This is a genomic window from Enterobacter cloacae, assembly GCF_013375935.1.
Classification (GTDB): domain Bacteria; phylum Pseudomonadota; class Gammaproteobacteria; order Enterobacterales; family Enterobacteriaceae; genus Enterobacter; species Enterobacter pasteurii.
The window spans coordinates 4,682,734-4,698,806 of record NZ_CP056117.1; the positions used below are offsets into that span (position 1 = coordinate 4,682,734).

The 16,073-nt window shown below is 57.8% G+C and carries 15 protein-coding genes and 1 other annotated feature; of the genes, 5 read left to right on the plus strand and 10 right to left on the minus strand.

Going from position 1 to position 16,073, the window contains the following annotated elements:
- Positions 1-133: 133 nt before the first annotated feature.
- Positions 134-613: a Cys-tRNA(Pro)/Cys-tRNA(Cys) deacylase YbaK gene (ybaK, locus tag HWQ14_RS22030; RefSeq protein ID WP_176611017.1), complete on the plus strand. Its 480-nt coding sequence runs from the start codon at positions 134-136 to the stop codon at positions 611-613.
- A 231-nt stretch (positions 614-844) separates the two neighbouring features.
- Here the strand turns inward: ybaK and ushA are convergent, their stop codons facing one another.
- The gene (gene ushA / locus HWQ14_RS22035) at positions 845-2,497 is read right to left on the minus strand and encodes a bifunctional UDP-sugar hydrolase/5'-nucleotidase UshA (protein WP_176611018.1); all 1,653 of its coding nucleotides are present in this window, start codon (positions 2,495-2,497) and stop codon (positions 845-847) included.
- Between the two features lie 164 nt (positions 2,498-2,661).
- On the opposite strand from ushA, the gene HWQ14_RS22040 reads away from it, so the two are divergent.
- Positions 2,662-3,870 carry an MFS transporter gene (locus HWQ14_RS22040; RefSeq protein ID WP_176611019.1) on the plus strand — a complete coding sequence of 403 codons (1,209 nt, stop codon included), beginning with the start codon at positions 2,662-2,664 and terminating at the stop codon, positions 3,868-3,870.
- A gap of 232 nt (positions 3,871-4,102) precedes the next feature.
- On the plus strand, positions 4,103-5,779 hold the full coding sequence (gene ybaL, locus HWQ14_RS22045) for a YbaL family putative K(+) efflux transporter (protein ID WP_176611020.1): 1,677 nt from the start codon (positions 4,103-4,105) through the stop codon (positions 5,777-5,779).
- Between the two features lie 113 nt (positions 5,780-5,892).
- Here the strand turns inward: ybaL and HWQ14_RS22050 are convergent, their stop codons facing one another.
- The 9 genes from HWQ14_RS22050 to HWQ14_RS22090 form a co-directional block, all read right to left on the minus strand.
- Positions 5,893-7,197: an inosine/guanosine kinase gene (locus tag HWQ14_RS22050; protein ID WP_176611021.1), complete on the minus strand. Its 1,305-nt coding sequence runs from the start codon at positions 7,195-7,197 to the stop codon at positions 5,893-5,895.
- A 62-nt stretch (positions 7,198-7,259) separates the two neighbouring features.
- Positions 7,260-8,222 (minus strand): ferrochelatase, encoded by a 963-nt coding sequence (gene hemH, locus HWQ14_RS22055; RefSeq protein WP_176611022.1) that lies wholly within the window; start codon positions 8,220-8,222, stop codon positions 7,260-7,262.
- Between the two features lie 124 nt (positions 8,223-8,346).
- A complete protein-coding gene (gene adk / locus HWQ14_RS22060; RefSeq protein ID WP_022647279.1) occupies positions 8,347-8,991 on the minus strand; it encodes an adenylate kinase in 645 nt (214 codons plus the stop codon).
- A gap of 229 nt (positions 8,992-9,220) precedes the next feature.
- Positions 9,221-11,095 (minus strand): molecular chaperone HtpG, encoded by a 1,875-nt coding sequence (gene htpG, locus HWQ14_RS22065; RefSeq protein WP_176611023.1) that lies wholly within the window; start codon positions 11,093-11,095, stop codon positions 9,221-9,223.
- Between the two features lie 110 nt (positions 11,096-11,205).
- Positions 11,206-11,811 carry a recombination mediator RecR gene (gene recR, locus HWQ14_RS22070; RefSeq protein WP_006809843.1) on the minus strand — a complete coding sequence of 202 codons (606 nt, stop codon included), beginning with the start codon at positions 11,809-11,811 and terminating at the stop codon, positions 11,206-11,208.
- Complete coding sequence (locus HWQ14_RS22075) at positions 11,811-12,143, minus strand: YbaB/EbfC family nucleoid-associated protein (protein ID WP_003858972.1); 333 nt, start codon at positions 12,141-12,143, stop codon at positions 11,811-11,813. The genes recR and HWQ14_RS22075 overlap by 1 nt, the downstream gene beginning before the upstream one ends.
- Positions 12,144-12,196: 53 nt before the next feature.
- A complete protein-coding gene (dnaX, locus tag HWQ14_RS22080; protein ID WP_176611024.1) occupies positions 12,197-14,125 on the minus strand; it encodes a DNA polymerase III subunit gamma/tau in 1,929 nt (642 codons plus the stop codon).
- Positions 12,803-12,867 (minus strand) — a sequence feature (DnaX frameshifting element). (Overlaps the previous gene by 65 nt.)
- Positions 14,126-14,213: 88 nt before the next feature.
- Positions 14,214-14,765, minus strand: coding sequence for an adenine phosphoribosyltransferase (apt, locus tag HWQ14_RS22085; RefSeq protein ID WP_000127359.1), 552 nt, complete (start codon positions 14,763-14,765; stop codon positions 14,214-14,216).
- A 151-nt stretch (positions 14,766-14,916) separates the two neighbouring features.
- Positions 14,917-15,294: a DUF454 family protein gene (locus HWQ14_RS22090; RefSeq protein ID WP_176611025.1), complete on the minus strand. Its 378-nt coding sequence runs from the start codon at positions 15,292-15,294 to the stop codon at positions 14,917-14,919.
- A 50-nt stretch (positions 15,295-15,344) separates the two neighbouring features.
- On the opposite strand from HWQ14_RS22090, the gene priC reads away from it, so the two are divergent.
- Both priC and rsmS read left to right on the plus strand, forming a co-directional pair.
- Complete coding sequence (gene priC / locus HWQ14_RS22095) at positions 15,345-15,872, plus strand: primosomal replication protein N'' (RefSeq protein ID WP_176611026.1); 528 nt, start codon at positions 15,345-15,347, stop codon at positions 15,870-15,872.
- Between the two features lie 14 nt (positions 15,873-15,886).
- On the plus strand, positions 15,887-16,072 hold the full coding sequence (rsmS, locus tag HWQ14_RS22100; RefSeq protein ID WP_023620091.1) for a pleiotropic regulatory protein RsmS: 186 nt from the start codon (positions 15,887-15,889) through the stop codon (positions 16,070-16,072).
- Position 16,073: the final 1 nt, after the last annotated feature.

Genomic DNA, 16,073 nt, shown 5'->3' on the forward strand with positions numbered 1-16,073 from the left:
GACCTTCGGTTGAGCCGATTGTCGCTCAAAGTGACCATCACTGCCAATACTATTGCGCAAGATGGTGCTATTTTTTAGACAAACGTCAGGCGTATGCTGCTGGCATTAATCGTCTGTCGCAGGAAGGATAGCCATGACTCCCGCCGTTAAATTACTCGAAAAAAACAACATTACTTTCCGGATCCACACCTACGATCACGATCCGAACGAAACCAACTTTGGTGATGAAGTGGTGCGCAAGCTGGGGCTGAACGCGGACCGGGTTTATAAAACGCTGCTGGTCGCGGTGAACGGGGACATGAAGCACCTCGCCGTGGCGGTAACGCCCGTCGCCGGACAGCTTGACCTGAAGAAAGTCGCCAAGGCGCTGGGTGCGAAAAAGGTGGATATGGCGGACCCGACGGTTGCGCAACGTACCACCGGCTACCTCGTGGGCGGCATCAGCCCTCTGGGGCAGAAAAAACGCCTGCCGACGCTGATCGATGCCCCTTCACAGGAATTTGAGACGATCTATATTTCTGGCGGCAAACGCGGGCTGGATATTGAGCTGGCCGCCGGCGATCTGGCGAAAATGCTGGACGCGCAATTTGCGGATATCGCGCGCCGGGATTGAGAACGTTGCCCGGTGGCGGCGATTGAGCCGCCATGGCACGTTCACAAGTCATGCCGTTAAAGAGTAGCAAGGAATTTAAAGTGAACGGAATTACCTCTACAACCATATGTTCCCCCTCACCCCAACCCTCTCCCTCAAGGGAGAGGGAGTCCTCCGTGCAGGCATTATTTTGTGGGGATCCCTCAGCCCGGTGGGCTGAGGGTTGGAGTGAGGGCATCAGGCCGCACAACGCTACTGCCAGCTCACCTCGCCCTTCGGCTCGTACGCGTTCACGTCAATCGGGGAATTTTGCTGGATATACTGCTTCAGCACCTCCGCATCGATAAACCCGGTATTCACGTAGCCCGGTTTGTTATCAATATGCGGATAACCATCGCCGCCGGTGGCGTTAAAGCTTAGCGTTGCCAGACGGTAGGTTTTCGCCGGATCGACCGGCTCGCCTTTGATTTTGAGATCGTTGAGCTTGCCGTCCTTCGCCACGAAGCTGACGTTAGCGAACTGCGGATACGCCCCGGAGTCCGGCTTCATCTGCGCCACGGCGGTGAGGTAGTCAATGACCTCTTTCCCGCTCATATCCGCATACACCACCACGTTGCCAAACGGCTGCACTTTAAGCACGTCTTTGTAGGTGATGTTTCCGCCTTCGATGGAATCGCGGATACCGCCGCCGCTCATCACGGCGAAGTCCGCATTCGTGCGCGCCATTTGCGCGGCCAGCACCAGATGCCCCATGTTGGTCTGCACAAAGCGAACTTTGCTGCGATCGCCCTCCAGCCGACCGTTAAGCGTACCGATCTTTACATCCAGCTGCGCTTTACCCTTGCTCTGGAACGGCGTCAGCAGGGAGAGCATCTGCTGGTTTTCAGCGATTTCCGGGGTATAAAGCACGCGCTCGCTTTTGCCGTCCGGGTAGGTCACTTTTTTCTTCAGATTGACCGGGATAAGCTGATAGTGCACCAGCTTCATCTTGCCGTTACGGAACTCGAAATCCGCGCGGCCAACGTATTTGCCCCACTCGTGGGCCTGCACAATCCAGATCCCGTTCTGACGATCCGGCGCGCACGGCGTGCCCGGCACATAATCCACCTGCTTTTTGTTCTCAGAGGCCATACAGACCGGATCCTGAGAGTGACCGCCCACAATCATCGCCAGCGAGCCAGCCGGGAGGCTGCGCGCCATCTCCACGTCGCCCGGCGCGTTAGAGCCGTGCTGACCGTTGTCGTAGTGCCCCATGTGGGTGGTGGCGATAATCACGTCCGGTTTTTCATTCTGCTGCAATTCCTGAATAACCAGCTTCGCCTCGTCCGCCGGTTTACGGAATTCGATATCGGTAAAATATTCAGGGTTGCCAATTTTAGCCGTGTCGTCAGTCGTTAATCCGATAACCGCAATCTTCAGATCCTGACGCTTGAACAGCGCCCAGGGCTTAAACAGGCGTTCGCCGGTGCTTTTCTGATAAATATTGGCGGAGAGGAACGGGAATTTGGACCACTTCTCCTGCTGGCGCAATACGCTCAGCGGATTATCAAACTCGTGGTTTCCGACGGCCATCGCGTCGTAACCGATTAAATTCATGCCGCGGAAATCAGGCTCCGCATCCTGTAAGTCGGATTCCGGTACGCCGGTATTGATATCCCCGCCCGAGAGCAGCAGCACGCTGCCCCCCTGGGCCGCCACCTCTTTGCGAATGCCGTCCACCAGCGTTTTTTGCGCCGACAGGCCATATTCACCGTATTCGCTGCGCCAGAAATGGCCGTGATGATCGTTAGTATGCAGAATGGTTATTTTATAGGTTTTATCTTTTTCATACGCCTGAGCGGGCAGGCTTGCCAGCCCCCATGCGGCGATGAGCGCCAGCGCGACGCCACGCTTCATTAACTTCATCTTCTCTCTCCCTGACCAATAGACAAACGCAAAAATTACAGTGACTCACAAGAATAGACAAATAAGTTTTCAGAATTGCGACTTTCTTCAAATGTCACGGACGGGTATGTTAGTCGGATAATAATTACACCCTGCATCTCTAATAACAAATCGACGTGGTATTTATGGCAATCAGTGAATCAACCCAGCCCGTCCAGGGCGCTCCGGCGTCGCGCACTTCCTTTAAGGTCTTAGGCGCCATCAGTCTCTCACATCTGCTCAACGACATGATCCAGTCGCTGATTCTGGCGATTTATCCGCTGTTGCAGTCCGAGTTTTCCTTAACCTTCGTCCAGATCGGCATGATCACCCTGACCTTCCAGCTCGCCTCTTCGCTGCTGCAGCCGGTGGTGGGCTACTGGACGGACAAATACCCGATGCCGTGGTCGCTGCCCATCGGCATGTGCTTCACCCTGAGCGGGCTGGTGCTGCTGGCCATGGCGGGCAGCTTTGAGGCGGTGCTGGTTGCCGCGGCGCTGGTGGGAACCGGTTCATCGGTATTCCACCCGGAATCGTCCCGCGTGGCGCGGATGGCCTCCGGCGGGCGGCACGGGCTGGCGCAGTCGCTGTTCCAGGTGGGCGGCAACTTTGGCAGCTCCTTAGGCCCCCTGCTGGCGGCGGTGATTATTGCCCCTTACGGTAAAGGCAACGTCGCGTGGTTTGTGCTGGCCGCGCTGCTGGCGATTGTCGTCCTGGCGCAAATCAGCCGCTGGTATGCCGCACAGCATCGCGTTAACAAGGGTAAGCCGGTGGCGAAGGTCGTCAATCCGCTCCCGCGCAATAAGGTGATCCTCGCGGTCAGCGTGCTGCTGGTGCTGATTTTCTCCAAATATTTCTACATGGCGAGCATCAGCAGCTATTACACCTTCTATCTGATGCAAAAATTCGGATTATCGGTACAAAACGCTCAGTTTCACCTGTTTGCCTTCCTGTTTGCGGTGGCGGCAGGCACGGTGATTGGCGGGCCCGTGGGAGATAAAATTGGGCGTAAATATGTGATTTGGGGCTCTATCCTCGGCGTTGCGCCGTTTACGCTTGTTTTACCGTACGCCAGCCTGGAATGGACCGGCATTTTAACGGTGATCATTGGATTTATACTGGCATCGGCCTTCTCAGCCATTCTGGTTTACGCGCAGGAGCTGCTGCCGGGACGTATCGGTATGGTTTCCGGGCTGTTTTTCGGCTTCGCCTTTGGCATGGGTGGCCTTGGAGCCGCTGTGTTAGGGATGGTGGCGGACCATACCAGCATCTTCCTGGTTTACAAAATCTGCGCTTTCCTGCCACTTCTGGGGATGTTGACCATATTCCTGCCTGACAACCGTCATAAAGCGTAGTTTCCCGGCTGCCAAAGTTAAACTTTGGCAGCCGGATAACCTGATGCCATAAGGCTTTCCTCTCCCTCCCCTCGGCAAATTTACCAAAACCTGCCCTTTTTCACGCTTATTGCTCTTTTATTCTGATTTCAACAATTATTCATAAACATAAGCGTAAAAATTGTCATAAACTATTACTCGGCTTTTTGGTATTTACGCCAAAAATGGATCACTCACCACGAAAGGAGACGGAATGCACCACGCCACACCGCTTATTACCACCATTGTTGGTGGACTTGTGCTCGCTTTTATTCTCGGCATGATTGCCAACAAACTGCGTATCTCCCCTCTCGTCGGCTATCTGTTAGCGGGTGTACTGGCGGGGCCCTTCACGCCCGGTTTCGTGGCAGATACCAAGCTGGCACCTGAACTGGCGGAATTAGGCGTGATCCTGCTGATGTTTGGCGTAGGTCTGCATTTTTCACTCAAGGATCTGATGGCGGTAAAGTCGATCGCCATACCGGGAGCCATCGCCCAGATAGGGGTAGCGACGCTGCTGGGGATGGCGCTTTCCGCGGTGCTGGACTGGTCGCTGATGACCGGTATCGTATTTGGGCTGTGTCTTTCAACCGCCAGTACCGTGGTGCTGCTGCGCGCGCTTGAAGAGAGGCAGCTGATAGACAGCCAGCGCGGACAAATCGCGATAGGCTGGCTGATTGTGGAAGATCTGGTGATGGTGCTGACGCTGGTGCTGCTGCCCGCCGTCGCCGGAATGATGGAAAAAGACAACGTCGGCTTCGCCTCGCTGGCGCTGGATATGAGCATTACCATCGGTAAGGTTGTCGCGTTTATCGCCATCATGATGCTGGTGGGCCGCCGTCTGGTGCCGTGGATCATGCCCCGCAGCGCCGCCACCGGTTCGCGTGAGCTATTTACGCTCTCCGTCCTTGCGCTGGCGCTGGGTATTGCCTTTGGCGCCGTAGAGCTGTTTGACGTCTCCTTCGCGCTGGGCGCGTTCTTTGCCGGGATGGTGCTGAACGAATCCGAGCTGAGCCACCGCGCCGCGCATGACACCCTGCCGCTGCGTGATGCGTTTGCGGTCCTGTTCTTTGTCTCCGTCGGGATGCTGTTTGACCCGATGGTGCTTATCCAGCAGCCGCTGGCCGTGCTGGGCACGCTGGCGATCATCATCTTTGGTAAGTCCGCTGCCGCCTTCTTCCTGGTGCGGATGTTCGGCCACTCGCCGCGTACGGCGCTGACCATTGCCGCCAGCCTGGCGCAGATTGGCGAGTTTGCCTTTATTCTGGCCGGTCTGGGTATGGCGTTAGACCTGCTGCCGCAGGCGGGACAAAACCTGGTGCTGGCGGGGGCGATCCTCTCCATCATGCTCAACCCGGTGCTGTTTGCCCTGCTGGAGAAATACCTCGAGAAGACCGAAACCCTCGAAGAGCAGACCCTGGAAGAGGCGATCGAGGAGGAAAAGCAGATCCCCGTGGATATCTGCAACCACGCGCTGCTGGTCGGTTTTGGCCGCGTCGGCAGCCTGCTGGGTGAGAAGCTAATCGAGCAGGGTATTCCGCTGGTGGTCATTGAAACCTCCCGTACCCGCGTGGACGAGCTGCGCGAGCGCGGTATCCGTGCGGTGCTCGGCAATGCGGCGAACGAAGAGATTATGAATCTCGCGCACCTCGACTGCGCCCGCTGGCTGCTGCTGACCATTCCGAACGGCTATGAGGCCGGCGAGATTGTGGCCACGGCGCGAGAGAAATGCCCGAATATTGAGATTATTGCCCGCGCCCATTATGACGACGAAGTGGAGTACATTACCGAGCGCGGCGCGAATCAGGTGGTGATGGGCGAGCGTGAGATCGCGAACACGATGCTGACGCTGCTGGCGAAACCGCCGGTTGCTGAGGCGGTGACGGGTTAAGTTTTGCGGCGGATCCCCTAACCCCGCCCTCTCCCCACAGGGGCGAGGGCGAAAAGACGGCTCTGTGCTATCCCCTCTCCCCTGTGGGGAGTGTTAGGGTGAGGGGTCAACTTTTACCTGTCCCAGTACGCCTCTTCGAGGCTGTCTTCCCGCTCCGGCAATCCGCGCGTTAAGCGCGGCGAATGCTGGTTCAGCACCTGATAACTCACGCGGTTCGCGTACTTACACACCTGCGCCAGCGAGGAGTAGGTCAGCCAGCTGAACCGGTGCTTGCTGGAGTTTGGCACGTTAGTTTTGTGGTAGGCGTTAGCGGTAATGTCGTGCAGCAGCGCGGCCAGCGCGCCATCGCCCGCGCCGTTGGTGTTCATGATCTTCTCAGGTCCGCCCATATACGGTGCGATGTGGGAGAAAATGCGCAGCGGGTTGATGCAGTCTTTATGACGCATGGCGCGGCTGAACTCGTACTGGTTAAATTCGGCAATCGCTCCCGGCAGCAGCGGATGCTGGGTTTTGCGTTTGCTCTCCTCTTCCGTGAAGCCCGCCATGTACAGCCCGACCGGGCCGGCAGTGCAGAGCACCAGATCCACCCAGTCCAGCGCCTTATCAGACGCCAGCAGCGGATCGCTCTCGCCGGTCAACGCTTCGGCTTCTTCTTCGTTCATCGCCAGAATGGAGACGTGCTCTTTCAGGAAGGCCTGCCACCACTCCGGGTTGTCGGCGATGACAAATTTCGTGCCCAGCGTCAGCACCACCGGCACGTTGTATTTCTTCGCATACTCTACCGCCTTCATGGTCGCTTCCGGCATCGGCTCGCCCGGCTTGCAGCGCACCAGATAGGAGGTCAGCACCAGTGCAGACGCGCCCGCAATCACCTCTTCAGGAATGCTGTCAGCGCACAGCTGGTTCATATGGCCCGGGCTGATGGCAAACGTACGTTCGCCAGAATCGCTAATCAGCGTAAAGCAGCGGCCAATCGGCCCGTCAACGCCCTGCAGATAGTTCAGATCGGTACGGCTGGAGGTATTGCACAGGTAGCGGTAGGCATAGCCACCGATTTCGATATTGCTGCACATCACGCCGAGCAGGACCGAGCGGTCATCAGCCAGTACGGAATAGTTGTGCATGGTGTTGCCGATGGTTCCGCCGGCAAACTGGTGGGTAATGAGATTTTCGCGCACCAGCTCCTGGTACAGCGCCTCGGCAACGTCGTCCTCAATCACCAGCGAGTGCCCGGCGCTCAGACCGTAACGTGCGACAAACGCATCATCCACTTTGGCTTCAATATCCACCAGCGTCTGATCGATACCGACCACCCAGGCAGCGCTGGTTTCGCTTTCTGGCTGAATTTGCTGAAGCAGCGGATCGCGGGCATCGACAGGGAAATAGTGTTTGGACTTGCGTTTACCGGGAAATTTCATGGTCTGAACTGTGCATTGAATACGGGCCGGGAATGGTAGCACAAACCCGGCCGTTAACGCGATCAGCGGCTGGTGGTGACCAGCGACACCATCATGTCAATGTGTTCAGGGGAGTCGTTAAGCGCCGGAATATACTCGTATTTTGTTCCGCCAGCCTCCATGAAGAACTCTTTGTTCTGGACGGCAATCTCCTCCAGCGTTTCCAGACAGTCCGCCGAGAAGCCCGGCGACATCACCTGAATATGCTTCACGCCCTTCTCGCCCAGCATCTTGAGGGTTTCATCGGTGTACGGGGTTAGCCACGGCTCGCGCCCAAAGCGCGACTGGAAGGTCATCATCACCTTCTCCGGCGGCAGGCCGAGGGCGGACACCAGCTCGCGGGTGGTATCGCGACAGCGCTGGGGATAATCATCCCCTTCGTTAGCGAAACGCTGCGGAATGCCGTGATAGGAGAGCAGCAGCAGATCCGGCTCGCCGTGTTTTTCAAACGACGCGCGCGCGCTGCTGGCAAGGGCTTTAATATACAACTCGTTATCAGCGTAGTCGCGAATAAAGGTAACCCCCGGAATACGGCGACGGGTCGCCAGAATGCGGGCCAGTTCGTCCCAGACTGCCGCTACCGTGGAGCAGGAGTACTGCGGATACAGGGCCAGCACCACAATATGCTCTACGCCCTGGGCCAGCAGCGTGTCTACGGCGCTCTCCAGGGAGGGCTTGCCGTAGCTCATGCCGAGGGCTACGGGCATGTCCGGCAGGCGGGCGGCCAGCGCTTTCTCCTGACGACGGCTGTAGACCATCAGCGGCGAGCCCTCTTCCATCCACACGGACTGGTAGAGCTTTGCCACGCGCGGCGAACGAATCGGCAGAATGACACCGCGCAGCAGTGGCCACCACAGCAGCCTTGGCGTATCCACGACGCGCGTGTCGCTTAAAAATTGTCGCAGGTAGCGTTTTACCGCCGCTGGAGTAGGTGCTTCTGGGGTACCCAGATTGGCAAGCAGGATGCCGGTTTTCGCCTGACTCATTCACGCCTCTTAACCATTTGATAGGTTGTCAATTGTAGCGGAAATGCGTTTAAACGAAACCCATTGCTGTAATAGGTAAGATGAGAATTTTTCTCACCCGGGAGTCCGGGTGAGAGGGATGCCGTTAGCCGAGGATCTTTTCCAGCTCTGCACGTACGTCAGCCACGGCTTTGGTGCCGTCAACTTTTGCGTATTTGGTGTTACCCGCCTGCGCTTCTTTGGAGTAGTAGCCGATCAGCGGAGCGGTCATCTGATGGTATTCCACCAGGCGCTTACGCACGGTCTCTTCCTGATCGTCTTTACGGGTGGTCAGCTCTTCGCCGGTCACGTCGTCTTTGCCTTCAACCTTAGGCGGGTTGAATTTGATGTGGTAAACGCGGCCAGAGGCAGCGTGCACGCGGCGGCCAACGATACGGTCAACGATCAGCTCGTCCGGCACGTCGAACTCCAGCACGTAGTCCACGTTGATGCCCGCTTCTTTCATGGCGTCAGCCTGAGGAATGGTGCGCGGGAAGCCGTCCAGCAGGAAACCGTTGCGGCAGTCTTCCTGCGCAATGCGCTCTTTAACCAGCGCGATAACCAGTTCATCGGTTACCAGCTTGCCTGCGTCCATGATGTCTTTAGCTTGTTTGCCCAGCTCGGAGCCAGATTTAACAGCGGCACGCAGCATGTCACCGGTAGAGATTTGCGGAATACCGTATTTCTCCATGATGAACTGAGCCTGAGTTCCCTTACCCGCGCCCGGAGCGCCAAGCAGAATAATACGCATTGCGAAAATCCCCTCAAATGTCGATTCAATTTTTCAAAAGCGCTAAACAATACCACCAGAACGGGTATCGCTCAAGGAAGGCGGGGAAGCTGAAACGGTTAACGGGGGGAGATTATTTGGGGGAGTGCGAGAATGCCCCCTCACCCTAACCCTCTCCCCAAAGGGGAGAGGGGACGATTATACCCTCTCCCCTTTGGGGAGAGGGCCAGGGTGAGGGGCAGGTGTTGAATTACGCCAGCAGCAGCGCATTCACGCGTTTAATGAACAGGTTAGGATCTTCCAGCGTGCCGCGCTCGGCCAGCAGAGACTGATCCAGCAGCAGTTCAACCCACTCGGCTAAGCGCGCGTCGTCCTGGGTATCCGCCGCGCGTTTCACCAGCGGATGATCCGGGTTCAGCTCGAAGATATATTTCACTTCCGGCACCGCCTGGCCCGCCGCGGCGAACAGTTTCGCCATCTGGGTGCTCATTTCATCCGCATCGGTCGTGACGATGGCCGGGGTATCGGTCAGACGGTGCGTGAAGCGCACCTCTTTAACGCGGTCGCCCAGCAGGGTTTTCACGCGCTCAACGAACGGCTCCAGCGCCTTCTCGGCTTCTTTCGCGCTTTCATCCACCTCGTCCGCCAGCTTGTCGATAGATTCGTCGGCTTTGGCAACGGACTGGAAGGATTTACCGTCGAACTCGGTCAGGTAGTTCATCATCCATTCGTCGATGCGGTCAGAAAGCAGCAGCACTTCGATGCCTTTCTTACGCAGCAGCTCCAGATGCGGGCTGCTCTTCGCTGCCGCGTAGCTGTCGGCAGTGATGTAGTAGATCTTCTCCTGCCCTTCCTTCATGCGGGAGACGTACTCTTCCAGCGACACGGTCTGCGCGGATGAGTCGTTGTGCGTAGAGGCGAAGCGCAGCAGCTTAGCGATAGCCTCCACGTTCGCGGTGTCTTCCGCCGGGCCTTCTTTCAGCACCAGGCCGAACTGTTTCCAGAAGGTCTGGTATTTTTCCGCATCGTCTTTCGCCAGTTTTTCCAGCATCTGCAGCGCACGTTTGGTCAGGGCGTTACGCAGGTTACGGGTGACGGTGCTGTCCTGCAAAATTTCACGGGAGACGTTCAGCGGCAGATCGTTGGAATCTATCAGGCCACGTACAAAGCGCAGGTAGTTCGGCATGAACTGCTCGGCATCGTCCATAATGAACACGCGCTGCACGTACAGCTTCAGGCCGTGCTTGTGATCGCGGTTCCACATGTCCCACGGCGCCTGCGCAGGGATATACAGCAGGCTGGTGTACTCCTGCTTGCCTTCCACGCGGTTGTGGCTCCAGGTCAGCGGATCGGTAAAGTCGTGGGCGATGTGCTTGTAGAACTCGTTGTATTCTTCGTCTTTAATCTCAGACTTGCTGCGCGTCCACAGCGCCTGGGCCTTGTTGATTTTCTCCCAGGAAACCACGGTTTCACCGTCTTTTTCTTCCTGTTTTTCAATCTCTACCGGCAGCGCAATGTGGTCGGAATATTTGCTGATGATGGAGCGCACGCGCCAGTCGTTCAGGAAATCATCTTCGCCTTCACGCAGGTGCAGGGTGATTTCGGTGCCGCGATCCGCTTTGGTGATGTCATCAACGGTGTATTCGCCTTCCCCTTTGGATTCCCACAGCACGCCGTTCTCGGCGCTATCGCCCGCCGCACGGGTCCGCACGGTGACTTTGTCCGCCACGATGAACGCCGAGTAGAAGCCAACGCCGAACTGGCCGATCAGCTGGCTGTCTTTCGCCTGGTCAGAGCCCATGGACTCGAGGAACGCTTTGGTGCCGGATTTAGCGATGGTCCCGAGATGGTCGATCACCTCGTCGCGGTTCATACCAATACCGTTATCGGCAATGGTCAGGGTGCGGTTCTCTTTATTGAAAGAGACGCGCACGCGCAGCTCGCCGTCGCCTTCATACAGATCCGGGTTGGACAGCGCGCGGAAGCGCAGCTTGTCCGCCGCATCGGAGGCGTTGGAAATCAGCTCGCGCAGGAAAATTTCTTTGTTGGAATACAGGGAATGGATCATCAGATGCAGAAGCTGTTTTACTTCTGACTGGAAACCACGGGTTTCTTGTCCTTTCATCTAAGTCGACCTCAACAATGCCATTTAATGGGGTTGTAAAACGTTGAGTGAGAGATGGGGATAAGGGGGGAAATTTTCAAGCGGAGGCCGCGCGCGCAGCCTCCGTTTGGTCAGAAAATAATCTTGTGGCGTCCGGCCAGAGAGTGCGACAGCGTGGTGCCGTCGACCATCTCCAGCTCACCGCCAACCGGCACGCCGTGGGCGATGCGGCTGGCGTCAACGCCGTACTGCGCGCACAGCTCGGCGATATAGTTGGCCGTGGCTTCCCCTTCCACCGTTGGGTTGGTGGCGAGAATCACCTCTTTGATCGTTTCCGATTCAAGGCGCTGTTCCAGGCGATCGAGACCGATATCGTCCGGGCCGATGCCGTCCAGCGGGGAGAGATGCCCCATCAGCACGAAATAGCGGCCGGAAAACTGCCCGGTTTGCTCAATGGCGTAGATGTCCGCCGGACTCTCCACCACGCAAATCTGGCCGTTTTCCTGACGGCGCGGGTTCGTGCAGATGTTACACACGTCCTGCTCGGTAAAGGTACGGCAGTCCGCACAGTGACCAATTTCTGACATGGCGCGGGTCAGAGCCTGCGCCAGGCGCATCCCGCCGCTGCGGTCGCGCTGCAATAGCGTAAACGCCATGCGCTGCGCCGACTTCGGGCCAACGCCCGGCAGGCAGCGCAGCGCTTCCATTAACTGCGTGAGCAGCGGACTGGTTTGCATCAGAATGGCATCTTAAAGCCCGGCGGCAGCTGCATACCGCTGGAAACAGAGGCCATTTTCTCTTTCTGGGTTTCGTCGATACGGCGAGCGGCATCGTTGAATGCGGCTGCAACCAGATCTTCCAGCATCTCTTTGTCGTCTTCGAGCAGGCTTGGGTCAATTTCAACGCGACGGCAGTTGTGCGCACCGTTGATGGTCACCTTGACCAGACCGGCACCGGATTCGCCCGTGACTTCCAGCTGAGCGATCTCTTCCTGCATCTTCTGCATTTTTTCCTGCATCTGCTGAGCCTGCTTCATCAGGCCACCCAGACCGCCTTTTCCACCAAACATAGGCTTCTCTCTTCTTTCACGTTAAGGATTACAACCGTAAGTCAGACTCACGATCAAATGGGGCGAATACTCTCTTCATCCAGGTCCGCGTCGAAGAACCGTCGCAGGGTCTGGATGTTGTTATCCGCGATAATCGACTCGCGCGCCTGCGCGAGCTTCTCTTCATAAATGGCCTGTCGCCACTCCAGCGGCGTGCGCACCGCCGGATTATCATCTTCAATGATAGTCAATTCAACCGGCGAGCCCTGCAATGTGGCGAGCGCCTCGGCCAGCGCCTTTTGTGCGCCGGGGGAATTGAGGTGCCGCTGGCCCGGGCGCAGGTGCAGACGCACCTGATTGCCGTCCTGCTCTTTCCAGGCGTTCAGCGCGACCTGCTCCACCAGCTTCGGCAGCTGAAGTTTACTGACCTCAGCGGCCCAGGCGTCGCGCTCGATGGACTCTTCGGCCAGCTTCGCGGACAGCTCCGGCGTTTTTTCATGCTCCAGCGCCTTTTTCAGCGCCTTCGGCGTGGCGACCACTTCCTTGACCGTTTCAACAACGGTGGTCGCCTTCCAGCGGTAAGCCTCTTCTTTTGCCGGGGCTTTCTGCTCGAGCGCGGACGGCGCCGGACGCGACTGCACGCGCTCCGTTACCGAGGCCAGTCGTTCAAGCGCGGCGTTGTTCACCGGCCGCGCTCTTCCTGGCGCTGCCGGTTCACTCTTTTTTGGTTTGGTTGCTCCCTGCGCACGCTGCAGCTGGCTTCGTGCGGCAAGCACCGAACTGGTGGCATCCGACAGCGGCACGTTTTGCGGCGGAGGCGGCGTCGGCTGCGGTGGCACCTGCTGCGGTGACATCACCGCGGTCGGGGCGACCGGCGCAAAAGACTGCCTGGGAGCTTCCGGCTCCGGCAACGGCATGCGCGGATGGAAGGCCAGCGCGCGCAGCAGCGTCATTTCAACGCCCATCCGGCGATCCGGTGCAAACGGCAGCTCTTTGCGGCCAATCAGCAGCGTCTGATAATAAAGCTGTACGTCAGCCGGCGGCACGGTTCGCGCAAGTTCACGCATCCGCTGTTCAATGGTCGCCATGTCCGCGCCGATGGCCGACGGAGACAGCTGCAGCATCGCCACGCGGTGCAGCAGGCTGAGCATCTCGACCAGCAGCGCTTCCCATTCAACGCCACGGGCAGCGGCGGCGTTGACGAGCGACATCACCCGCTCACCGTTGGCGGCAATCATCGCTTCGATAAGCGAGAGCGCCTGGTCGTCATCCAGCGTGCCGAGCATGGTGCTGACCGCGTCGGTAGAAAGTTTACCGTCACCGCTGGAAATGGCCTGGTCGGTGAGGCTCAGCGCATCACGCAGGCTGCCGTCAGCCGCGCGGGCCAGCAGCTGAAGCGCGCGCGGCTCGTGGACAATCTTCTCTTCATCGAGAATGTGCTCAAGCTGAGCGCGGATCTGCTCGACGTCCAGCGCCTTCAGGTGGAACTGCAGGCAGCGCGACAGGATCGTGACCGGCAGCTTTTGCGGATCGGTGGTCGCCAGCAGGAACTTCACGTGCGCAGGCGGCTCTTCCAGCGTTTTCAGCAGGGCGTTAAAGCTGTGGCGCGACAGCATGTGCACTTCATCGATCAGATAGACCTTGAAGCGGCCGCGCGCCGGGGCGTACTGCACGTTGTCGAGCAGATCGCGGGTGTCTTCCACCTTGGTGCGCGAGGCGGCGTCAATCTCGATCAGATCGACAAAACGCCCCTGCTCGATCTCGCGGCAGTTATCGCATACGCCGCACGGGGTGGCGGTGATCCCGGTTTCGCAGTTCAGACCTTTTGCCAGCAGGCGGGCAATAGAGGTTTTACCGACGCCGCGGGTGCCGGAAAAAAGATAGGCGTGATGGATGCGACCTAGCGACAAGCCGTTCGCCAGGGCCGTCAGCACATGTTCCTGACCGACAACGTCAGCAAAGGTTTGTGGTCGCCATTTACGGGCTAACACCTGATAACTCATGGGCAGGCTCTGCAACGCTGGAAGGTGAATTAATGGAGGGGAATGCTATCACAACCTCACCCATTGAGCGAGGTTGTGAGAAACGGGATTAATGACCCGGGAATGGCACCAGGCTGTAGCTGGTAATGCCCTGTTTTTCCAGGCGCTGTTCGCCGCCAAGATCGAACAGGTTGATGATGAATGCCGCGTCGGTCACTTCACCACCCAGACGACGGATCAGCTTCACGGTCGCTTCGATAGTACCGCCGGTTGCCAGCAGATCGTCCACCACCAGCACTTTGTCGCCTGGCTTGATAGCGTCAACGTGGATTTCCAGCTGATCGGTGCCGTACTCCAGCTCGTAGCTCTCAGCGATGGTTTCACGCGGCAGTTTGCGCGGCTTACGCACCGGCACAAAGCCCACACCCATTGCCAGCGCAACCGGAGCGCCAAACAGGAAGCCACGGGCTTCGGTACCTACTACTTTGGTGATCCCGGCGTTTTTATAACGCTCGACCAGCAGTTCAATGCTGAGCGCGTACGCTTTCGGGTCTTCCAGCAAGCTGGTGACATCGCGGAAAAGAATGCCAGGTTTCGGATAGTCCTGGATACTTTTGATGCTGTTTTTCAGATATTCAAGCTGCTGTGCAGTTGCGGTCATCGGTTTGTGCCTAAATGAAACAGTGTTACTCACGGCGCGCGACGAGTCGGTCAAAGTAAAAGTTGTTTAACCTTTGACCAGGCGCACCTGTGCTCGAAAACGGTCGAATTTACTGGCTGTGCGCCATAATTGCAACAGCCATGATGAGGCTTCAGTGCTTTTGTTGCTTTTCATCAACCACCGGGATCCGCCACATAAAGATCAGCAGACATGCCAGGATCGCCAGCAGCAGAATGCGTACCCACATCATTTTCACCAGCCATAGCGAGACGGCGAAGGTGATAAGTATGAAGACAATGGCGCGCGGCTTGGCTCCGGGCGGCATTGCCCGGTGTTTTTGCCAGTAGCGCAGGTAGCCGCCAAACCACGAGCGGTACAGCAGCCAGTGGTGAAAACGCGGCGACGAGCGGGCGAAGCACCAGGCCGCCAGCAGGATAAACGGGGTGGTCGGCAGCAAGGGCAAAACCACGCCCAGCGTACCCAGCACTACCGCGAGCCAGCCAATGATGATTAAAATAGTACGCTGCATAATGCGAATCGTTATCAAACTGAACGGCTACTTTACCACTGGAGAGCGCATTGAAAACAGCACTGCTTCTTGAGAAGCTGCAAAATCAGCTGATCGCTCTGCGCGCGCAGGCCACACCGCTGATGGGACATGCCACGCTGAAACCGCGCTTTGACCGACAGCTTTTCCGCACCCGCAGCACCGTCCTTCAGGATTACCTTGCTGAGGCGCAGACGAGCCTTGACGAGCTTCGCCATGCGGTTGAGGGTGAACAGCGGGAACAGGTGGCGTGGCTTGCGGAGCATCTGGCCGAGCAGATCGCTGCCCTGCATCGCGAAATCGCCGCCTGGTCGCTACGCGCCTGGGACAGCGCCTCGCCGGGCCTCGGCAAATGGCAGCGCAGGCGGCTGGAAAACCAGGAGTTTGAGCGCCGTTTGTATGAGATGAAGCGCGAGCGCGAATCCCGACTGAACGACAGCGAAACGCTGGAAGAGCAGCAGTTATTAATGCGTGAAATCAGCGCGCTGGAAGGCCGCATCGTCCGCTGCCGCCAGGCGCTGGATGAGATTGAACGCGTGATTGAACGCCTGACCCGTTAACAGGAGCCACACTGATGTCACTGGAAAATGCACCCGACGAGGTCAAGCTGGCCGTCGATTTAATTATGCTGCTGGAGAATCATGAGATCCCGGCGGAGACGGTGCTTAAAGCGCTGGAGATTGTGCGGCGCGATTTTGAGGGAAAGGTGAAGGCCGGTTGCCCTCACCCTAACCCTCTCCCACAGGGAGAGGGAAAATAGT